We start from the raw sequence: 20,633 nt of genomic DNA, 5'->3' as shown, positions 1-20,633 counted from the left end.
TGTGCGGTCCCTGTGGGAGCGGGTTCACCCGCGAAGAGGCCGGGCCTGCTAACCCTGTTCCGCCAACTGTGTAGTCCACAGCACGACCCGGTCCTTGCCGGTGTGTTTGGCTTCATACAACGCCTGGTCGGCCTTGATCAGCGCCATGGTTAACGTATCGCCCGCGCTCACCTGTGCCAGGCCGATGCTGATAGTCACCGGATGAGCACCTGGATCTTCACGCACTCTGCGTAGCAATGCCTCCACCCGCTGTTCAGCGCCTTTTTGGTCCAGCCCCTCAAGAAAAATTGCGAATTCCTCGCCGCCCAACCGCGCAAACTCGGCGTCGACCATGGCTGCCTTGATGTGTAGCGCAACGCGTTTGAGTACTTCGTCACCGATGTCGTGGCCGAAACGGTCGTTGACCTTCTTGAAGTTGTCTATGTCGACCATCGCCAGGTACTGCCCGGGGGTTGCCTGATGCAACTGTTGCTCCGCTTTGGCCATGAACGAGCGGCGGTTGGGGATTTCGGTCAGGGCGTCGACGTATGCTTGCTCCAGCAGTACCTTGGACAGGTAAAAGTTGTGCAGCTTGGTCTTGCGGATCTGCAGGTAGCTGTAGCTGACCAGGCCGCTGAGAAACACCGCGTAGCTGATCAACATGGCGCCTTCGACCGCGTCGGGCTCCATGCGGGTGTGGTAGAACGGGCTGAGCATCACCCAGGTGATGGCCATGGCGCAGAAGAATGACCAGCGCCGCACCGGCAGCACCGACATGGCATACAGCACGGTGGAGACCCCGAGGATCAGCCATACCGGGCGCAGGGCCACCGGGAGGCCTTCGATTACCAGGCGCATGCCCAAGGTGATGACGGTGATGAACAGCAGGTTGAGCACGTCGAAGTGATGGCTGCGGCGGGTAAAGTTCAGCACGACGGCCAGGCAGCCGAGCAGGGAGATGAACAGGTAGGACAGCCAGGTGAAGCCCTGGCCTGCGAGGAAACTGACGATCAGGTCGAAGACCAGCCAGACCAGGATACTGACGCAGATTACCAGCAGGCAGAACGGGCGCATGGACTCGAATTCGTGCTGGCGGAACTCGGCGCGCAGGGCGGCGGGGGCGACCTGCTTGCGTACGTGCTCCTCGATGGTTTTGAACATGGGTGAGCTCCTGGGGGTACTGCTTTGCCAGGCCCGGCCCTTTCGCAGCACAAGGCTGCTCCTACAGGAGGCGTGCGCTATCTGCAGGAGCGTGCTGCGAAAGGGCCAGCCCTGGCGACTCAATTCTGTGGCAAAACACCCTGGGCCCAGGGCCGGTAGCGCAAGTCAAACACCGCCTCGAGATGGCACCCGCCAACCAGCTTCGGCTCCGTAGGCTCAGCCCTGAATACCTGCCCAGGTGCGCTCACCTGGCGGAACGCCTCGCGCACCACGCCTATTCGGCACGGCAAGGCCTGTTCGTAACCCTGGCGCACCAACGGCGGCAATCGCCCGGTGCCGGCGCCATCCTGCCACCACACAGTCAAGCCCAGGCCTGCCAGTTGATCCAGCCAGGCGGCGTTGACCCGAGGCGACAGCTTGCCTGCGCTGAAGGCACTGATGTGCAGAGGCTTGTCCAGTTGGCGGTTGAAAGCCTGTAACTGGCTGAACAGCGCTTCGCGCCGCGCGGGGTCGCGAAAATGCTGGTCGTCCAGCTCCATGGGCAGGTACCAGCCCTCCACCGACAACTGCCAGGCCTGGCGCAGTTGCTGGTACTGGGTGAGGGAGCGCCCCAGTTGCGCTTTCCAATAGCTGCTCAGGCCTTCGCCGTCCAGTTCATCCAGACGCTGGTAGTAGGCCGGGTCCATGTACAGCCCCAGCACCACCTGCAGGCCTTGGGCACGTGCGCTGCGCAGGCTGTTGGCCAGCCAGCCCTGGGCGCCGCCGAAGTCGCTGTCACCATAGGCGCTCCATTGCACGATCAGGGCCTTGCCCCCCTGGGCCACGGTGGCATGCCACAGCTGTTGCCACTGGGCGGGACTGACATTGGCGTCGCGGTTGAGCGGTTGGTAGAACAGGCGCTGGTCGGCCGTGGCGGGCAGGCACAGGGCAAGCAGGCAGACGGCGAGGAACGTACGCATCAGAAGGTCATCTCCGCACCGACCAGCACGCCGTTGGCGCGCTCATAAAGATTGCCGCCCAGCGACTGCTGATACTCGGCACGCACTTTCAGCGAGCCGCGGTAGGCGTTGTAGCGGTCGTCATCGAACCACCATTGCCAGCGCACGCCAACCCCGGCCCGGGCGTCCTGGCGCCAGTCGTTGCTCGGGTCCTGGCTGGAAAACTCGAAAAAGCCATAGGGCATGAGGGTTTGCGGGGTACTGCCGGGAAGTTTCCAGGCATGGCCTTGCTGGTAGCGCGACAGCCAGGCGTGATCGCCGGCGCGGGTCCACCAGGCCGCGTCGAGGTAGAGGAAGCGCTCGTTCCAGTCGTCTTCATCCACCCGCCAGTCATTGCGCCAGTCGCCCTGGTCGAGGACCGAGGCGGTGGCGCGCAACAGCAGGTCGTTGCTCGATTCGGCATGGTGGCGCAGGTCGCCCCAGTTGCCACCGACCTTGGCCGGGCTCAGCAGCTGGCCAAGGCTCAGGCCGCGGTAGTGCGCTTCGTCGATCTGCCGCTGGTGGTACAGCTCGGCGTACAGGTTGAGGTTGGCCTGGCCGAGCGGCTTGTAGCGCAGGCCGACCCCGGTACCCATGCTTTGCGCATAGTCGGTGCGGCTCTGGCCACCGAACAGTACCCGGCCATACACCGACAGGGTGCTGCCGTTGCGGCTGGGTTCTTCGCCCAGGGCATGGTCCCACATGGCCAACTGCACGTTCTGCGATTGGGCACGGCGTGAGCTGCCGCTGCGCTGGCCGTTGTCGAGGAACTTGTCGTTGGTCGAGGTGCCGGCGGGTGACCAGGTGCTGGCCAGGGTGATGGTGTCACGCCGTGACAAGCTTTCGTGGGCTCGGCGCTGGCGGTATTTGCGGGCTTCCAGGCTGCCGTATTCGTCGTCACCGTCGACCAGGTTCTGCTCCACATCGAGGATGCGGCGCAGCTCGCGGCGTGCCGAGGCACTGTCTTCGGCTTCGTCGTAGCGCAAGGCCAGGGTTTCGCCGAGGCGGTAATCCTCGGGGAAGTCATGCGTGGCACGCTCCAGGTAGGGGATCGACTGGCGGCGCTGGGCCCTGTCTGTCGAGCCGGCGAGGCGCATGCCGTAGTCGGCCCGGTAACGCGGCTGATCGGGGGCCAGGCGCACGGCTTCGGCGAGCCAGGCCATGCTCTGGGCGCTGTCGCCGGCCAGTTGCGCGGTGCTGGCCGCGGCGTAGTAGTGGTCGGCCCGGGGGTTGCTTGCCAAGGCATGGCGCTGGAAACCCAAGGCCGCCTGGTAATTGCCCTGGCGCTGGGCAATGGCTGCGCCCAGTGCCCAGTCATCGGCGCTGTGGTGTGCGGCAGCGTCCCAATAGCGCCGGGCCGCGTCAGCGTCGCCTGCGTTCAGCGCGCCACCGGCGGCCGTGAGGCGGGCGTTGTCGGTCCAGGCGCTGTCCGGCAGGCTGCGCCAGATAGGCAGCGCGGCCTCGGAGTCGCCGGCCGCTTCAAGTGCATAGGCCAACGCCAGGCGGTTGCCGGCGTCGCCCAGGCGCTCGGCGGCCTGGTAGTAGACCACCGCTTCACCGGGTTGGTCGGGCATGGCGCAGCGGCCCAGGGCGCGGTACTGGCCGGGCTCGCGGGGGGTGGACGGCACCGCCTGGCGAACGGCGTCGCACTGGCCGGCCTCGGCCAGGCGGCCGAGCAACTGGGCACGGGTATTGGCATCGACCCGCGGGATCAGGCCGAGCATGCGGTGGCTGTCCAGAGGCCCATCGTTGCGGGCATACAGGTTGCCCAGGCGCTGCAACAGCGATGGGCTGAGGCGGCCCTGACGGCGCTCGTAGGCCTGTTCCAGCAGTTGCCGGGCGTGACCGGTCTGGCCCTGTTCCACCAGCAGGAACGTAGCTTGCTCCAATGCGGCCAGGTCGCCACTTTGCCGGTAGCGGTCTTCCCATTCTCTGGCTGTGCGCGGTTGTGGGGGTTGCGGCGGGTCACCATACAGGCGTTGCTTGAGCACGGCGTAGGCGCGCGTGTCGGTAGTGGGTGTGCAGCCTTTGAACTGTTCGCGGGCCAGGTCCGGGTCATGGCGTGACAGCCAGTCGACGGTGTCCAGGCAGGGGCGTTGCAGGTCGTTGCTCAGGCGGCGCACCAGTGCCGCATCATTACCTTCGCGGGCCAGCTCCCACAGTTGCTGGCGCTGGTCGGGCTGATTCAATTGATCTGGCGGCAGCGACTGCAGCCAGCGCTGGGCTTGCTGGTTGTGGCCCATGGCAATGGCGCGGTTGGCCATGGCCAGGCGCGCCTGGTCAGCTGCTTGAGGAGAGGGCGCGCTGGGCAGCAGTTTGTTCAACCCTTTTTCATCCACCTGCTGGACATAGGCATTGGCCAGGCGTTGCCAGTCTTCGGCGGGCAACTGGCCCTTGTCGGCGAGCGGCTGCAGTTGCTCGATGGTTTCCTTCCAGTTGCGCAGTTGTTCGGCGAAGTTGGCCCGGACCAGGCGCAATACCTGGCCATCATCCCTGGGCGGCAACTGGCTGAGCCAGTCCAGCGCCTTGCCCGCGCCACCGAATTTGGCCAGGCTCAGGCTGTAGGCCTGCCACAGGCGCACGCGTTGATTGCCCTCACTGGCAGCCAGCCATTGTTCCACCTGGCTTGCCGGCGGTGGGTCCTGTTCGATCCAGGTCAGGCGCAGTTCGAGCAGGGCGTCGGCGTATTCGGGGCTGCCGTCGAGCTGTGCGGCCAGCGCTTCGGCTTCCTCGTAGCGGCGTTGATGGGCCAGGGCTTCTACCAGCAGTGCGCGGGCCTCGTCGTTGTTCGGCACCCGGCCCAGCACGTGACGGGTCAGGCGCTCGACCTCGGCCCAGTTGTCTTTCTTGGCCTCACGATAGCCGCGGTCCATGAACGGGAAGCTGGTGAACCGCTGGAAGTCGGTCATCGGTGCCGAGGCGTCGACAGGCAGCGCGGCGCAGCACAGCAACAGGCCAGTGAAAGTGAGGGAAAAGCGCGGCTTCATGCCACCTCCCGGGTCAGGTCAAGGGCGGCCTGCTGCTCGATGGCCTGTTCGTCAAGCGCCTGCTGCAACACCTGTGCGGTGATGATGCCGCGGGCGATCAGGTGCTCGCCCAGGCTTTGGTGCTCGGGGTCGAAGTCGATCAGCGCCTGGTTGAACAGGGTGACCGGGACCATGCCGCGCACCTGCAACAGCGTACCGAGCATGATCTGGTGGTGGCTGACACGCTCCAGCAGCGCTTCATCGTCCTGATGGCGCTCCAGAATGGCCAGCATGTCGCGGGTTTCCGGCTTCTGCCAAGGGCTTGGGTAGTGGTAGCGCAGGCCCAGGGTTACCCGGCCCTGCGGCGCCAGTCGCACGCGGACCGGGCGTTTCAGGTAGCGGCTGATCACCCCCAGCGACACTTGGCTGACCGGGCTTTCGCTGGCAAGGATCAGCGTGTCGCCGTCTTCGGCAACGGGCAGCACGCCATAGTGCGTCGCCAGTTTGCGTGGCAGTGTGGCAATCAGTTGCGGGTCGAGCTTGAACGGGTTAAGCGGCGCCCAGGGCAGGTCCAGCTGCTCGGCCAGGGTGGCCACCAGTTGTTCGCTGTTCACCCAGCCCCGCAGCAGCAGTTCGCGGCCCAGGCGCCGGCGTACCGGGCTGGTGATTGCCTGTTGCAGCTGCTCGTCACTGATCAGCCCTTTGGCCACCAGGCGCTGGCCCAGCGGCGTGCGGGCAGGGGCTGCGATGGCGGGGAATTCATGGGTGGTCTTGTCCCAGGCCACGCGCCGTGAGTCGCCCATTTCCATCACTTGACGCAGGGCACGCAGGTTGGCGAAGAAGTTGACGAAGTTGCTCCACATCATCCGCGGTGCCGACAGCAGGCCTTCGCCGATGCCGTAGAAACGGGTGACGAACCAGCCGCGCTGGAACAGGCGATTGAACAGCATCAGCCCGTTCAGCCACAGCAGGGTAGACAGCAGCCAACTGTCGCTAAGGATCGACATGAAGCGCCACGAGTCCGGCGCAATCATCGTGACCAGCCACATGGCCAGCAACACCAGCAGCAACATGTTGACCAAAAAGCTCAGCAGGTAGGCGAACAGCCCACGGCGGTCGCGCCAGAGGAAGTAGTTGAGTGCGCCCTTGCGGCTCCAGCCGAGGTTGCTGGTGCCCTGGAACACGATGCCGACGATCCACCGCGACTTCTGCCGGATGGCATGCTGCCAGTCACGCGGGAAGTGCTCGCGCACGCAGATCACCTGGGAGAATTCCCGGCTCATGCCCGGGCGCCACTCCTGCTTCAGGGTCAGCGCCGGGTCGGTGATGGAATAACGGGCGAAAATGCACTTCATGCCCTTTTGCTTCAGACGAAAGCCAATGTCGTAGTCTTCGGTGAGGCTCTGCACGTCGAAGGCAATGCCGTCGCCGTCCTCCAGCAGCGCACTGATGGCGCGGCGGCTGAAGCAGGTACCGACACCGGCGCTGGGCACCTGGCCGGTCAGCGCTTCGCGGACGATGACGTCCTTGCCGTGGTTTTCGGCAAACTCGTCGACATAGTGGCCGGCGGTAAAACCTTTCCATTCCGGTGCGTAGGGGTAGACCGGGATCTGGATCATGTCCTTGTTCGGCAGCAGGTAGTTGAACAGGCGCAGCTCCATGGGCGAGATCACGTCTTCGGCGTCATGCAGGATGAAACCGGCGAACTCGATGCCGGCGTCCTGCTGGAAGCGCAGCAGGGCGTCGATGATGTTGTTCAGGCAGTCGGCCTTGCTGGTGGGCCCAGGGCGTGCGCACACCACCTTGTGCACGTTGGGGTAGTGCAGGCACACCGCGTCGACGTCGGCCTGGGTTTGTGGGTCGTTGGGGTAGGTGCCGACGAAAATCTGGTAGTTCTCGTAGTCGATGGTGGAGGCCGCCAGGCGCGCCATTTCACCGACCACGCCCACTTCGTTCCAGGCCGGGACCATGATGGCCAGGGGTTTTTCCGGCACTTCGTACAGGCGCTTTTCGTCGGCCTTTTCGTACTTGTCATACACGCGAAAGCGCCGGATCAACTTGCGGACCCAGTAGCACAGGTCGATGAACAGGTCGTCCAGGCCCAGCAGGAACATCAGCGAGGCAAGGATGATGGCCAGGATCTTCAGGCCGAACAGCACGTAGGTGAGAAAATCGATGAATGCCAGGCTCATATGGCAGGCACCGGCATGGCAGAGTGGGCCATCGTCTTTATCCTCGCTCGCTTCCCTCGACGAAGTTGTACGAAATGTCACTTCTGTACGGGATAGATACAAGCAGCCCTATACGCTGTTGTCCAAATTTCGGGCTTTTTCTTGTGAGCTACATCTTGTAGCTTTACAGGTCGTTCATTCAGGGAGCTGAACATGCAAGGCAAGGCCCGCAAGATCGTCCAGGCCATTCTCTATGAAGCCATCGCGGTTGCCTGCGTGGCGCCCGCGCTGGAGCTGGCGTTCGGTGCCGGCATGGCGCAGTCGACGGTGCTGTCGGTGCTGATGTCAGGCATCGCGATGAGCTGGAACATGGGCTACAACTGGGTGTTCGAGCGCTGGGAAGCGCGCCAGCGCCAGCGTGAGCGCACATTCATGCGGCGCTTGCTGCACGCCTTGGGCTTCGAGGGCGGATTGGTGGTGATCCTGCTGCCACTGGTGGCGTACTGGCTGGATGTGAGCCTGTGGGCGGCGCTGCTGACCAACCTGGCGTTGTTCGTGTTCTTCTTCGTCTACGCCTTTGCCTTCCAGTGGGGCTTCGACAAGGTGTTCGATGTGCCGCTTTCGGCGCAGCAAGCCAAGTGTTGACTTTGTGCCGCACTAACGGCTAAGTTCCTACCCCATGAATACATTCCCGCATGTGAACGCCATTATTATTACCGCCATTATCAGCTTGGCGGGCTAGCGCGTACGTGCACCGAACCCGCCCTGGAGGCGGGTTTTTTCTCTCTGACTCCTGGGCAACATAAAAAAGCCAAGGAGTCATCGATGACCAGCTTCAGCGTCCCTCGTCCTACCGTCACCCCCCAGCAACTGCTGTCGGAGCAGGTGCGGCGCATTCTGGCCGCGCCGGTGTACGACCTGGCCATCGAAACGCCGCTGCAAGCCGCGCCTGCACTGTCTGCCAGCCTGGGTAACCAGGTGCTGCTCAAGCGCGAAGACCTGCAACCTACCTTCTCGTTCAAGATCCGCGGCGCCTACACCCGTTTGTCACGCCTGAGTGCTGTGCAGCGCGAGCGTGGGGTAATCACCGCCTCGGCGGGCAACCATGCCCAGGGCGTGGCCCTGGCGGCGTCGCACCTGGGCATGAAGGCCACCATCGTCATGCCGACCACCACGCCGTCACTCAAAGTGGAGGGGGTGCGGTCGCGCGGCGGGCATGTGGTGCTGCACGGTGAGAGCTTCCCGCACGCCCTGGCCCATGCCCTGACGCTGGCCGACAGCGAAGGCGCCACCTTCGTGCCGCCGTTCGATGACCCGGACGTGATCGCCGGGCAGGGCACCGTGGCCATGGAGATCCTGCGCCAGCGCCCGGGCGCGCTGGACGCCATTTTCGTACCGGTGGGCGGTGGCGGGCTGATCGCCGGTATCGCTGCCTACGTGAAGTACCTGCGCCCCGAGGTGAAGGTGATTGGCGTCGAACCGGAGGACTCCAACTGCCTGCAGGCCGCCATGGCCGCCGGCGAGCGGGTGATCCTGCCGCAGGTCGGCACCTTCGCCGACGGTGTAGCGGTGGCGCAGATCGGCGCTCATTGCTTCGAGCTGTGCCGGCATTTTGTCGACGAAGTAGTAACCGTCAGCAGTGACGAGTTGTGCGCGGCGATCAAGGACATCTACGACGACACCCGGTCGATCACCGAGCCTTCTGGTGCCCTGGCCGTAGCCGGGATCAAGAAGTACGTGGCACGCGAAGGCGTGCAAGGGCAGACCTTGGTGGCCATTGACTCCGGGGCGAACGTCAACTTCGACCGCCTGCGCCATGTGGCCGAGCGGGCCGAGCTGGGCGAGCAGCGCGAGGCGATCATCGCCGTGACCATCCCCGAGCAGCCAGGTAGCTTCCGCGCCTTCTGCCAGGCGCTGGGCAAGCGTCAGATCACCGAATTCAACTACCGCTACTACCCAGGCAAGGAAGCGCGCCTGTTCGTCGGGGTGCAGACTCACCCGGTGCACGACCCGCGTGATCAGCTGTTGGCCAACCTTCGTGAGCAGGGCTACAGCGTGCTGGACCTGACCGACAACGAGCTGGCCAAACTGCATGTGCGCCATACCGTGGGCGGCCACGCAGCGCCGGGCGCTGATGAGCGGGTGCTGCGCTTCGAGTTTCCCGAGCGCCCAGGGGCGTTGCTGGGCTTCCTGGAGCGGCTGGGCAAGCGCTGGAACATCAGCCTGTTCCATTACCGCAACCACGGCGCGGCGGAGGCGCGGGTGTTTGCCGCGCTGGAGGTGCCCGGGGATGAGTTGGCAGGCTTGCCGTTGGCGCTGGACGAGATGGGGTATCGGTATTGGGATGAGACTGACAACCCGGCGTACCAGCTGTTCCTGGGCTGACAGTTAATTTGAGTAGACACCGGGGGCCGCTGTGCGGCCCCCGGTTGCGCCCGCAGGGATCGCACGGGCGCCTGTATGTCGAGCGCCCACGATCACCCCACTTCACTTCGCTTGTTCAATTGCTCGCACTGCACCTGCGCATCCGTCCGGCTCGGGTAGCTCGGCGTGAGCCGCTCCTTCGCCTGGTTGTCATAAATGTCGAACCCTCCACACACGGTAGCGGCGTAGTAGCGGCTACCCACGCGGAACGACTCCTTTTCTATCGGCACCGCAGGAACGATAACGAATCTGGTTTGCATGTTTTGTGCCTCCCCAGGCAGAGACTTAAGTATTAGTCTCGCCCGTGATAAGCATCAAGCAGGCTCATGAATAAAACCGCGTTTGATGAAAAGGCGGCGGCCCGTCTGTCGCCTCCAGAGTGGTAATCGGTATTCCTGATCCAAAGTGGGGGGAACAACCCTTGGGCCAAGTGGTCTGCTGAGATGGCCTAAGTCGAACCAGGCGGCATTGAACATGCACCGTCTGAGCGCTTTGCAGCGCTTCAGAACCCCGCCAGTCAGGGACATGGCGGTCGATTATGTTCAGGTAGGTAAAGTTAGGTAAAAGCGGCCACGGCATATACACGGATCAGTATTGTGGTTTGTACTGTCCAGTTAAAGATGCCATTGATGAACACACTTCCGTCGCAGCCAAGCGCTGAACGCGGGGCGTTCTCCAGTTTCGAGGCGTGTCGCAACACCCAACAGGGCCCCGTGGTGATCCTTGCCTCTGGCGCCTCTGCCAAGCATTTTCCGCTGGGCGAATTCGCCCATTTACCCATCATCGCCATGAACGGTTCGGTTGCGATGACCGCCGAACACGGCATCCAGCCATTCTTCTACGTGTGCACCGACAAAAGCTTTCGCCAGCAACAGCCGGCCCTGTTCGCCACTGCCTTGCGCGACAGCGAGCGCCTGGCGCTCTGGCCCGAGCAGTATGCGGGTGCCGATGTGCCGGTAGGCACCGAGTGCTATGCCTTGCATAAAGCGGATACGCCGGGCCTGCTGGACGGGTTGCGTGGCCATGGTGACAGTTGCGTGTGCAACCGCACCCTGTGGAGCAAACGCAGCCGCTCGATTGCCTTCAGCAAAGACTTGGCGCAGGGTTTCTTCGACGCCCGCACAGTGGCGTACGTGGCCTTGCAGTTGGCCTACCACCTGGGCTTCGAAGAAGTGTTGCTGGTGGGGGTGGACCTGGATCAGAGCGTCGGCCGCTTCTACGAGAACGGCCAGGGGCAGTGTTCGCCCTGTGGGCTCGACCAGCATTGGGACAGCCGTATCCTGCCGTCGTTGACGCTGATGGCCAGGGAGGTCGTGAACGAGCACTTCCACGTTTACAACCTGTCGTCGATCTCGCGGATTCCAGCCGAGCTGATCCCCAGGGTCAACCTCAGGGAGGCGCGCCGGATTGCCGGTTGTGCAATTACCTGAGCAAGAAAGCGGGTGCGTGCAGGGCTGTGGATGCGTACAGTACGCCGAACGCAAACAGGCAGGAACCCGCTCATGTCCAGCGCATTCACCTTCATGCATTCGCCCGTCGGCACCCTGACCCTGGTTGCCCGGGGCCAGTGCCTGGCAGCCGTACTGTGGGAAGAGGAGCGGGAAAACCGCGTGCGCCTCGGTGCCTTGCACCGTGACGACCAGTGCCCGGTGCTACTGGACACCGCGCGGCAGCTTGGCGAATATTTTGCGGGCAAACGCCAGCGCTTCGAGCTGGCGCTGGATTTCGCCGGTACCGAGTTCCAGCGCAAGGTGTGGGCCGCGCTGCTGGCGATACCCTTCGGTGAAACCCGCAGCTACGGCGACATCGCCCGGCAGATCGGCAACCCCAGCGCGGTGCGGGCGGTAGGCGCCGCCAATGGCCGCAACCCGATCTCGATCATCGCCCCGTGCCACCGCGTGATCGGCGCTTCGGGCAGCCTGACCGGCTTTGCCGGTGGCCTGGCGGCCAAGCAGTACTTGCTGGCGCTGGAGGGCCGGCAAAGCCTCGCGCTGGACCTGTAGGCGTCAGCTGAACCAGCTGGCGACCAGGCAGGCCAGCAACGCCAGCGCCGAGCCAGCCATCAGGGTGTACTGCCGATGGGCCCGACGTGCATGGGCCTTGACCGCACGCAGGTACTCGCCCGGTGTCGGTGCATCGGGCCGATGGCGCAAACCCTCGGCCACATCGGCAAGCTGGCCCTGGATCAGCAAGCCGACCAGGTAGTAGGTGCAGGTGTAACTCAGCAACGCCAGAAACAGATAGATCATGCCGGGTGTGGGTCCAAAGGCAGGGCCATTGCGCTGGCGTTGCCAGTGTCCAGCATGATCAGCCCTTCACTGTGGTCGTCCAGGCTGGCCAGCAAGCGCCCCTGGCTGTCCCACGCTGCCGAACCGCCCGCACCGATGAAGGTGTCGGCTGGCCCCACGCAGTTGGCCATCAGTATCGGCATGCCCAGTTCACGTGCCACCTCCGGGTAATGTGCGTATCCCTCGCGGATGCCCTTGGCGGTTTTCGCCACGCTGACCAGATACAGGTCGGCGCCGTGCTCGCGGGCGGCGGCCGCGTGGGCCATGAACATCGATTCGTAGCAGATCGCCGGTGCCACCCGATGATCGCCTACTTGCAGCAGCAGTGCCTGATCGCCAGGGGTGAAGTAGGGCAGCTCGTCATCATGCAGGCGCCGTTTGGCATAGGCCTGGCGCGGTGCCCCGGGGCTGAAGATGGGCATGCCAATGCGAATACCGTCGGGTGTCGGCAACGGCAGGCCAACGGCCACGGTGATACCCAGGCGGTCACAGGCTGCCTGCAGCGGGCCCAGTCGCTCGGAGCTGACCGGCAAGGCGGCCTGGCGCGCAAGGCTTGGCTCATAGCCGGTCAGCGAGAGTTCGGGGAACACCACCAGCGCCGCGCCAAGGGCCGCGGCCTGCTCGATGCAGGCCAGATGACGCTGGAGGTTGCCTGGCAAATCGCCCTTGAGCGACGCCAGTTGTACGGCGCACAGTTTCATGAAATACCCTTCCCTGGTACAGGTTGAAGGGTCGAGCATACTATCGGCACCAACGCCTGCACCAGTGAAGGCTTTTTCAGGTTGCCGGGTGCGTCGCGAAGCGCTGGCGGAACCAGTCGTCGAGCATGGCCTTCTCGGCATACAGGCGGTCGCTGCTGCTGGCGACCCGGCCGGGGCGGCTGAGGTACATCTTGTCGCTGACCCGCTCCTCGGCCTGCTGGGCGGGTTTGCCCGGCTGGCTGAGGGTGTAGGTGAGGTCGATGCTCGGCCAGGTGATCTCGCGCATGAAACGCACATCGTAGGCCTGGCTGTGCCAGGGCTCGAAGCGCCCGGCCAGGTCGATGTCGCGGATATCGATGACCAGCTGCTGGCCCGGTTGCAGGTAACGCTGACCGAGCTTTTGCAGGTACTGGGTAAGGGATTTCATCACATAGGCGTCGGCGCCACGCTCATAACCGTGGCTGTCCAGGCTGGCGTCGCGGAATTGTTCCGGGTGGTCGAAACGCACCTCGACCTGCGCGGCCGGGGAGCCTTGTGCCATGCTGTTCAGTGATAGCGCCATGAGCACGGCACACACGAGGGCGGTACGCATGATGCACCTCCGGGGTAGATTGGGGGTGTTTCCATTTTACGCCCGCCATGGCAGCACCTGCAGAGGAAGATTGTAATGGGACGGTTTCGGCGGTTGCTCGCCAATATCCGGGGGCGTGACCTGGCGGTGGGCGATATCCATGGTCACTTCCAGCGCCTGGAACAGTGCCTTGAAGCGGTGGGGTTCGACCCCGCGGTAGACCGCCTGTTCAGTGTGGGTGACCTGGTCGACCGGGGGCCGCACAGCGAGGTCGTGCTGGAGTGGCTCGCGCAGCCTTGGTTCCATGCGGTGCAAGGTAACCATGAGGCGCTGGCAATCACTCGCGTGCGTGGGGGGCGGCTTGACCTGGACATGTACCGCGCAGCGGGTGGCAGCTGGTTCCTGGACCTGCCGCGGGCCGCACAATTGCGCTTCGTGGAGCGCTTCGAGCAGTTACCGATTGCCATCGAAGTGGAAAGCGCGGCCGGCCTGGTCGGGTTGCTGCATGCAGACAGCCCGTTTGCTGATTGGGCAGTGCTGCGTTCATGGCTGGAGCTGGAGCTGGATCACGACCCGAAGGTACGCGAGGTATGCCAGTGGTCGCGCCGGCGCCTGAAGGAAGGCGATACCCAACCGGTGCAGGGCCTGCGTGCTTTGCTGGTCGGGCACACGCCGGTGCTGGAGGCAAAGCTGCTGGGTAATGTCTGGCACCTGGACACGGGGGGGTGGGCGAGTGGCCACTTTACCTTGATGGACATGCGCACCTTGCAACTGGTCAGCCCCGGGCCAGATGCAGCACCAGCGCCGCAGCCAATATCACCAACATGAGCCCTGAGGCCCGCTCCAGCCACGGCAGGCTGCGAGCGAAACGCCGCAGTACCCGCTGGTTACCGATGGCCACGGCCACCAGCAGGTCCCAGAGCAGGACGATGCTGAACATCCACACGGCGTAGGCCGATTTCCAGCCGGTGCTGGCGCTGGCTACCATACTGGCAAGGCTGGCATAGAACAGCGCGTTTTTGGGGTTGAGGATGCCGGACAAGAAGCCCATGCCCAGATTGTGCCACCAGCCTTGAACCCGCTGGTTGTCCGTGACTGAGCGCAGGCTGGTTTGCCCCGCATGGCGCAGGAACAGCACGCCGATGTACAGCAGGTAGCTGGCGCCGGCCAGTTGCAGGGACGTAAACAGCAGGCTGCCTTCCTGCAACACCGACAGGCCGGTGAAGGCGATGGCGATGAACGCGCCATTGGCCAGGGCAATGCCCAGGCAGGCGCCGCTGGCGATGCGCCAGCCGCTGTTGATCGAGCTGCGTGCGACCAGGAAGAAGTCCGGGCCAGGTGAGAGCAGGGCGAGGAAGTGGGCGAGGGCGATGATCAGGAACTGTTGCATGGGCGGCGCGGCTCTGCGGGAAAAACCGCAGTCTGCTGCCGGGCTTGTCAGGCGTATTGAAGAATATTGCGTGGTAGTGCCTTGGGGCTGCTGCGCAGCCCTATCGCGACACAAGGCCGCTCCCACAGGTACTGCGTATGCCGTTCAATGCGGGAGCGGCCTTGCGTCGCGATCGGGGCGCAGAGCGCCCCCAGGATGTCAAGGGCTGCGCACATCCCGATACTGGCCTGGCGTCACGCCCACATGGGCCTTGAATACCCGCTGGAAATGGCTTTGGTCGGCAAACCCGAGGCGGTAGGCCACCTCCGCCAACGCCAGCCCTTCACCCAACAACTGCCGCCCGCGATTGATCCGGGCATTGAGCACATAGGCATGCGGGGTCAAGCCAGTGGCGGTGCGGAACGCGCGGATCAGCTGGTAGCGCCCAAGGCCGGCTTCGCGGGCCAGCACCTCCAGGCACAGTTGCGCGGGGTCTTGCCCTTCGAGGCGCGCGATCAACCCGCTCAACACAGTCGCCCCCAAGGCGGGGGCTGCCGTCAGAGGGGCTTGTGCGGAAAAGTCCAGGTCACCCACAAAGGCAATCAGCGCCGCATCTTTCTCACGGTTGCTGGCGCTGGAGAACAGCAATCTGTTCAGCTCGCAGAACTGCCCATACACCGCCGGCGCCCGGCAGATACGCGCCGGTTCGCCGGGGCCGGCGCCGCCCAGCCCCGATTCCAGGCGCACTTGTGCCAGCCAGTCGGCGTCCACATGCAGCATCTGGTAGCTCCAGGCTTGCCCGGGCTCGGGGTTGCAGGCATGTACGCGGTGGGCTGGCACCAACACCAGCGTACCGGGTGTCAGGCGTTCCTGCCCATTCACGGCGCCGCTGAAATGGCTGTGGCCGGCATCCACTGCACCGATGGAAAACGTTGGGTGACTGTGGGCCTTGTAACAGGCCCGGCTATGACAGGCGCGGCGGCTTTCCACATGCGGGAGTGCCGGGTCGCGCCACAGCGCGGCGTGGGAGCGGGGCATCACAAGGTCCTCTGTTTCGCCGGCAGCGTAACAGGTGCCGCGTACCCATACAGTTTTTATCGCTGGCTGTAACTTGACCGCAAGCCCCGGCAGAGGCCGAAATAGACGCCTGTTGCCAAAGGAAAACAACAATGGACCTTTCAAGCCTGCTGCTTTTCATCCCCGCCTGCTTTGCCCTGAACATGGCGCCGGGGCCCAACAACCTGCTGTCGCTGCACAACGCCAGCCGCTACGGCCTGCGCACGGCCTGCGTGGCCGGGGGTGGTCGCATTGTCGCCTTCAGCGGCATGATCGCCCTGGCGGCCATGGGCCTGGCCGTGGTGCTGCATACCAGTGAATACCTGTTCATGGCCATCAAGGTAGTGGGGGCGGCCTACTTGTTCTACATCGCCTGGCAACTGTGGCGGGCACCGGTAGGCGAGGCAGTGGTGGCAGCGGACCACCCGCGTGGCACTTGGCGCCTGACGCGCCAGGAGTTCTGGGTGGCGGCCGGCAACCCCAAGGCCATCCTGATCTTCACCGCGTTCCTGCCGCAGTTCGTTACAGTCGGCAGCGCCACCCCGGTGAGCGAGCAGTTTCTGTGGTTGGGCGCGCTGTTCTTGCTGTTGGAATGGGCTGCCATTGCCCTCTATGCAGGCCTGGGTGCCTACATGCAGCGCTGGTTCAGCCAGCCTGGCCCGCGCCGCGTGTTCAACCGGGTCAGCGCCTCCCTGCTGGGCTGCGCTGGCCTCGGCTTGCTGGCGGCGCGCCGCTAGAACTGCCAGCGCACCCCCAGGTTGACGCCGCTGGCTTCCTGCTGGCGGCTGTCCAGATTGGCGGTGTACTGCACCCCGCCATGCAGGCTCAGCGCTTCGCTGACCTGCGCCACCACGCCGCTTTCCAGTTGCACTGAGGTATAGCGGTAGTCGGTCTTGATCTTGTCGACACCATCGAAGGTCAAGGTGTCGCGGCCACCGTCGCCGTGCCACAGGTCAACCTGCGCATAGGGCTGCAGCAGGCGCCCGCTGCTTCCCGTGAACGCCCCTTCCAGGCGCACACCCAAGCGACCCGTCAGCTCGACCTGGGCGTCATGGCTGATGTGCGAAATGCTATCGCTTGCGCTGTCGAGCGAAACTTTTTGTGCGATCAGCTGGGCTTGCGGCTCCAGCCTCCAGCGCTCGGACAGGGCAATGGGGTACCCGGACTCCAGCGACGCCGTCCAGGCGTGGCCGTCGATGTCCAGCTTGTCGCCGCGGTCCGAGCGGGCTCGCCCATCAAGGCGGGTGTACTGCAACACTGCATCCAGGTACGCGCCTTGGGGCCCGACCAGCGTCCAGTATGTGCCGACGCTGTCGCCATCGAGTTTCAGGTCGCCCACGCTGCGGTCTTTCACGGCCAGGGCGAAACCTTTGACGTCGGCGTCCAGGCGGCTATGGCTGACGTAGAAGCCGACATGCTGGCGGTAACCGTTGTCGTGGACCTTGGCATACAGGTCCTGGCCCACCTTGAAACCGTATAGGTCGCCATCCAGGCTCGGGCTGACCGTACCGCTCCATTGCTGGCGCAGCGTGCCGCCGTAGGCCTGCCCCCAACTGGCAGGCAGGGCGCCTTCGCTTTTGAGCAACTGTTGGTCACCCTGGCGTTGATGGAAGGTGCCCAAGGCCTGGCGGGCGATGATCGCAGCGCCTCTTGGAACGGCAGCGTAAACCGGGACTTCCGGGCGATACAGCGGCAGGCTTTCGCCTTGCACGGGGGCGGGCAGGTCGACCTGGCCAGGTGCCGGTGCGGCAACAGGTGGCGTCTGGGCCGGTGCTATCAAAGGTGGCTCGCCCGGCTGTGAAGGTTGTGTTGGTTGTTCGGGCCCGGGTACAGGTGCTGGAGCGGGTGCCGCGACCAGCGACGAGCGCAGGTACCAGCTGTTTTCGCTACCAGCGGTTACACCACCTTTGAACAACCGGTAGTCATAGGCACCCACGGATAGCGTTTGCGTCTGCACGAATGCAGTGGCCGTGCTGGTGGCGCCGTCACGGGCTTCGACAACCTGGATGCCGTTCTGTGCAGTTGCTGCACCCGCGCCATTGAGGTTGTTGACGAGCAATTGCGTGGAGCCGCTAATGGCGCCACGGCTGACCACCAGGCGGTCGGAGGCAGCGCCATCGCCTGCCAGCACGCTATTCAGGCGCAGGGTGCCGTTGTTACCGGTGTAATCGCCCTGAACGGTCAGGCGGCCTTGAGCGTCGTTGCCACGACTCAGGTCGATGGTGCCGGCGTTGACTACCGATACCTTGCTGTCACTCTGGATGCTGACGACGCTGCCCTGACGGCTGTTCAGCGCGCTGCTTGCATCGATTTGCAGGGTCCCGGTCCCAGTGGCCGGGATCACGCGTGGCTGATCGCTGCCCAGGTCTCCCAGTGCAAGGGTGTCGTTGAGGGTGAGCCGGCTGACTTGCTGGAGGTTGATGGACTCCCAGTTCATGTACGACGCACCTTGGCCGACCTGACTCTGCTCGAATGTCAGTGTGTCCGTGCCGGTACCGCCGTCCAGGATAACGGCAGAGTTCCCCAGGTCGATGGCGCGGACGATGGCGGTGTCATCGTCATTCTCCATGATGACCCGCTTACCGATCTGGCCACCCGTCCAGGTAAATTCATCCTTGCCGTTGCCAGTGCGTATTTCGCCTTTGAGCGTGCCGCCGCTGATGGTTATCTTGTCAACGCCGCTACTGGTACTGATATCACCGCCGACGGTGCCGCCCGTCATGATGATCGTGTCGTTGCCAAGCCCGCTGACCACGTTGCCAACAACAACGGTTTCGACACCGAGCCCTTGGGAAATCTCGAGGAAGTTGTCAGCGAGCTTGAGATCGATTCGGCCAATGCTGCCGCCTTTGAACCACGCCGTGTCTCCATCTTCAAAAGCGCCCGTGATGGTGCCGCCGGTCATGGTGAACGTGTCCATGTCACCGCCTTGGTTCAATGACCCTAGCGTGCCGCCAGACATGGTGAAGGTGTCTTGGCCATTGCCTTGTTGCAATGACTGGACCGTTGCGCCGCTGAGGGTGAACTCATCAGCGGCATCGGTTTGCACGAGGGCGCCAAGGGTCTCACCGGGGGTAACCGTCAGGGATTGGGAGTGAGCCAGTAATGGCAGTGCCAGCAGGGGGAAGGGCAGCAGCAAGCGGGGGCATCGCATAGGCAGGTCTCCGGGTCCATTCAAGGGTCCACTACCTGAAGCGACGCCAGCAGGACGGCTTCGGCCCTGCCGGAGTTGTATGTAATGTTGGGTGACGGGACAACTGGCAAAAATGCCAGGTGGCCCGCTGCCATCAATCGCGGTAGAACGTTTGCACCAGGTGGTAGCCGAACTTGCTCTTGATCGGCCCGTGCACCACACGCAAAGGTTTTTTGAAAATTACCTGGTCGATAGCGCCGACCATCTGGCCCGGGCGGACTTCGCCCAGGTCGCCGCCGCGCTTGCCCGAATGGCAGATAGAAAACTTTTTGGCGAGCACGTCGAAAGCCTCCCCGTTGGCGATGCGCTGTTTGAGCTTTTCAGCTTCGTCAGCGGTCTTGACCAGGATGTGGCGGGCTTGGGCTTTCATGAGGTACCTGTGCTTCGGGCGCGAAAAAAGGGGCGCATTATGCCTGATAGATTCGCCTTGCAGGAGCGGCACAAGGCCGCTCCTGCAGGGGCTGCGGTAGTTATTCGACTTTAGCCTTTTGCACGTCCTGCGACGCCGACCAGATGCGGTAGCGCACCTCGACATCCTTGGGCACATACACCACCACCGGCAGCTTGCTGTTGTAGCGCAACAGGAAGCCGTCACCGATCACTGGTACGAAGGCCTTGGTCTTCTTGCCATCCGGGCAGGCCATCAGGGTGCTGGCCGGGCCGCTGACTTTGTCCAGGCGGTAGTAGTTGTAGCCCCAGCCTTCCAGGGTGCGTTCTTCCAGGCTGCCGCCCAGGCGCTGGCGATTGCAGTCGACCTGCAAGGTCTTGCCGGCGAGGATTTCCAGTTTGTAGGCCGATTCATCGGCCTGTGCCGGCAGGTGGATAACCTGCCGGGTAAAGCCTTTTTCCGCTTCGGGGTAAGGCGCGACGTCTTTCAGGCTGGCCGCCATCACAGGCGTGGCGGCAGCCAGGGTGAGGGCCAGAATTGCGGTCATCGGGGTAGGGCGCATAGGGCCTCCTTGCAGATAAACGAATGCGAACCCGCCGCCAGGCCCAGGCTGCCCGTCACTGGGCCAACCAGCCACCATCGACGTTCCAGGCGGCGGCGCGAACCTGGCTTGCGGCCTCGCTGCACAGGAATAGTACCAGTTCACCCAGGTGCTCGGGGGTGACAAACGCCAGCGACGGTTGCTTTTCGGCCAGCAGATCATGCTGTGCTTGCAGCGGATCGCCACCGTTGGCAGCACGATCGTCGATCTGCTTTTGCACCAGCGGGGTCAGCACCCAGCCGGGGCAGATGGCGTTGCAGGTGACATTGCTGGTCGCGGTTTCCAGGCCTACCACCTTGGTCAGGCCGACCACACCATGCTTGGCTGCAACGTAGGCCGCCTTGCCGGTCGAGCCGACCAGGCCATGCACCGAGGCAATGTTGATGATGCGCCCCCAGTTGCGCGTGCGCATGCCCGGCAGGGCCAGGCGCGTGCCATGGAACACGGCTGACAGGTTCAGGGCAATGATCTTGTCCCAGCTTTCCACCGGGAACTGCTCCACCGGCGCTACATGCTGGATGCCGGCGTTGTTGACCAGGATGTCGACGCCACCGAATTGGCGTTCGGCCAGGGCGAACAGCGCTTCAATCTGGGCCACGTCCGACAGGTCGGCCGGGTGGTGAACCACCTTCACGCCATGGCGGGCGATGTCGGCTATGGCCGGTGCCGGGTCGCCAAAGCCGTTGAGCACGATATTGGCGCCAGCGCGGGCCAGTACCTGGGCGATACCCAGGCCAATGCCGCTGGTGGAACCGGTGACGAGTGCAGTCTTGCCTGTGAGGGTCATG

20 protein-coding genes are annotated in these 20,633 nt (G+C 64.0%); 6 read left to right on the top strand and 14 right to left on the bottom strand.

Going from position 1 to position 20,633, the window contains the following annotated elements:
* Nucleotides 1-48: 48 nt before the first annotated feature.
* The 4 genes from WF331_RS14590 to nfrB form a co-directional block, all read right to left on the bottom strand.
* On the bottom strand, nt 49-1,140 hold the full coding sequence (locus WF331_RS14590; RefSeq protein ID WP_016499481.1) for a GGDEF domain-containing protein: 1,092 nt from the start codon (nt 1,138-1,140) through the stop codon (nt 49-51).
* A 119-nt stretch (nt 1,141-1,259) separates the two neighbouring features.
* Nucleotides 1,260-2,099 carry a DUF4434 family protein gene (locus WF331_RS14585; RefSeq protein ID WP_340623034.1) on the bottom strand — a complete coding sequence of 280 codons (840 nt, stop codon included), beginning with the start codon at nt 2,097-2,099 and terminating at the stop codon, nt 1,260-1,262.
* On the bottom strand, nt 2,099-5,104 hold the full coding sequence (locus tag WF331_RS14580; RefSeq protein WP_340623033.1) for a phage receptor: 3,006 nt from the start codon (nt 5,102-5,104) through the stop codon (nt 2,099-2,101). The genes WF331_RS14585 and WF331_RS14580 overlap by 1 nt, the downstream gene beginning before the upstream one ends.
* On the bottom strand, nt 5,101-7,275 hold the full coding sequence (gene nfrB, locus WF331_RS14575; protein ID WP_284364294.1) for a cyclic di-3',5'-guanylate-activated glycosyltransferase NfrB: 2,175 nt from the start codon (nt 7,273-7,275) through the stop codon (nt 5,101-5,103). Before nfrB ends, WF331_RS14580 begins: the two co-directional genes overlap by 4 nt.
* A gap of 192 nt (nt 7,276-7,467) precedes the next feature.
* Here nfrB and WF331_RS14570 point away from each other — a divergent pair, with 192 nt between their 5' ends.
* Entirely contained in the window at nt 7,468-7,899 is a 432-nt protein-coding gene (locus tag WF331_RS14570; RefSeq protein WP_016499485.1) for a PACE efflux transporter, read from the top strand.
* Nucleotides 7,900-8,079: 180 nt separating this feature from the next.
* Nucleotides 8,080-9,639, top strand: coding sequence for a threonine ammonia-lyase, biosynthetic (ilvA, locus tag WF331_RS14565; protein WP_080889223.1), 1,560 nt, complete (start codon nt 8,080-8,082; stop codon nt 9,637-9,639).
* Between the two features lie 92 nt (nt 9,640-9,731).
* On the opposite strand, the gene WF331_RS14560 is transcribed toward ilvA, so the two are convergent.
* Nucleotides 9,732-9,938 carry a hypothetical protein gene (locus WF331_RS14560; RefSeq protein WP_041167701.1) on the bottom strand — a complete coding sequence of 69 codons (207 nt, stop codon included), beginning with the start codon at nt 9,936-9,938 and terminating at the stop codon, nt 9,732-9,734.
* 369 nt (nt 9,939-10,307) lie between these two features.
* Here WF331_RS14560 and WF331_RS14555 point away from each other — a divergent pair, with 369 nt between their 5' ends.
* Complete coding sequence (locus tag WF331_RS14555) at nt 10,308-11,108, top strand: hypothetical protein (protein WP_016499488.1); 801 nt, start codon at nt 10,308-10,310, stop codon at nt 11,106-11,108.
* 72 nt (nt 11,109-11,180) lie between these two features.
* Nucleotides 11,181-11,681 (top strand): methylated-DNA--[protein]-cysteine S-methyltransferase, encoded by a 501-nt coding sequence (locus WF331_RS14550; RefSeq protein WP_340623032.1) that lies wholly within the window; start codon nt 11,181-11,183, stop codon nt 11,679-11,681.
* A 3-nt stretch (nt 11,682-11,684) separates the two neighbouring features.
* Here the strand turns inward: WF331_RS14550 and WF331_RS14545 are convergent, their stop codons facing one another.
* The 3 genes from WF331_RS14545 to WF331_RS14535 form a co-directional block, all read right to left on the bottom strand.
* Nucleotides 11,685-11,927, bottom strand: a complete 243-nt coding sequence (locus WF331_RS14545; RefSeq protein ID WP_016499490.1) for a hypothetical protein — start codon at nt 11,925-11,927, stop codon at nt 11,685-11,687.
* Nucleotides 11,924-12,667 (bottom strand): carbon-nitrogen hydrolase family protein, encoded by a 744-nt coding sequence (locus WF331_RS14540; protein WP_016499491.1) that lies wholly within the window; start codon nt 12,665-12,667, stop codon nt 11,924-11,926. The genes WF331_RS14545 and WF331_RS14540 overlap by 4 nt, the downstream gene beginning before the upstream one ends.
* 76 nt (nt 12,668-12,743) lie before the next feature.
* On the bottom strand, nt 12,744-13,259 hold the full coding sequence (locus tag WF331_RS14535) for a DUF3016 domain-containing protein (RefSeq protein WP_059395346.1): 516 nt from the start codon (nt 13,257-13,259) through the stop codon (nt 12,744-12,746).
* Between the two features lie 75 nt (nt 13,260-13,334).
* Here WF331_RS14535 and WF331_RS14530 point away from each other — a divergent pair, with 75 nt between their 5' ends.
* The gene (locus tag WF331_RS14530) at nt 13,335-14,066 is read left to right on the top strand and encodes a metallophosphoesterase (protein WP_041167703.1); all 732 of its coding nucleotides are present in this window, start codon (nt 13,335-13,337) and stop codon (nt 14,064-14,066) included.
* Here WF331_RS14530 and WF331_RS14525 read toward each other — a convergent pair.
* Both WF331_RS14525 and WF331_RS14520 read right to left on the bottom strand, forming a co-directional pair.
* Nucleotides 14,014-14,628, bottom strand: coding sequence for a LysE family translocator (locus WF331_RS14525; RefSeq protein ID WP_016499495.1), 615 nt, complete (start codon nt 14,626-14,628; stop codon nt 14,014-14,016). The two genes, WF331_RS14530 and WF331_RS14525, sit on opposite strands and share 53 nt — an antisense overlap.
* A gap of 198 nt (nt 14,629-14,826) precedes the next feature.
* Nucleotides 14,827-15,645, bottom strand: a complete 819-nt coding sequence (locus WF331_RS14520; protein WP_016499496.1) for a helix-turn-helix transcriptional regulator — start codon at nt 15,643-15,645, stop codon at nt 14,827-14,829.
* A 131-nt stretch (nt 15,646-15,776) separates the two neighbouring features.
* Here WF331_RS14520 and WF331_RS14515 point away from each other — a divergent pair, with 131 nt between their 5' ends.
* On the top strand, nt 15,777-16,400 hold the full coding sequence (locus WF331_RS14515) for a LysE family translocator (protein WP_197863107.1): 624 nt from the start codon (nt 15,777-15,779) through the stop codon (nt 16,398-16,400).
* Here WF331_RS14515 and WF331_RS14510 read toward each other — a convergent pair.
* The 4 genes from WF331_RS14510 to hbdH form a co-directional block, all read right to left on the bottom strand.
* Complete coding sequence (locus tag WF331_RS14510; protein ID WP_340623031.1) at nt 16,397-18,817, bottom strand: autotransporter family protein; 2,421 nt, start codon at nt 18,815-18,817, stop codon at nt 16,397-16,399. The genes WF331_RS14515 and WF331_RS14510 overlap by 4 nt on opposite strands.
* 133 nt (nt 18,818-18,950) lie before the next feature.
* Nucleotides 18,951-19,226: a peptidylprolyl isomerase gene (locus WF331_RS14505; protein ID WP_340623030.1), complete on the bottom strand. Its 276-nt coding sequence runs from the start codon at nt 19,224-19,226 to the stop codon at nt 18,951-18,953.
* 100 nt (nt 19,227-19,326) lie between these two features.
* Entirely contained in the window at nt 19,327-19,806 is a 480-nt protein-coding gene (eco, locus tag WF331_RS14500) for a serine protease inhibitor ecotin (protein WP_016499500.1), read from the bottom strand.
* Between the two features lie 55 nt (nt 19,807-19,861).
* Entirely contained in the window at nt 19,862-20,632 is a 771-nt protein-coding gene (gene hbdH, locus WF331_RS14495) for a 3-hydroxybutyrate dehydrogenase (protein ID WP_284398392.1), read from the bottom strand.
* Nucleotide 20,633 lies beyond the last annotated feature (1 nt).

Origin of the sequence: Pseudomonas sp. YNh, assembly GCF_037993085.1 — a bacterium.
In the GTDB taxonomy this organism is placed as follows: domain Bacteria; phylum Pseudomonadota; class Gammaproteobacteria; order Pseudomonadales; family Pseudomonadaceae; genus Aquipseudomonas; species Aquipseudomonas putida.
This window is presented reverse-complemented; position numbering and strand designations above follow the sequence as displayed.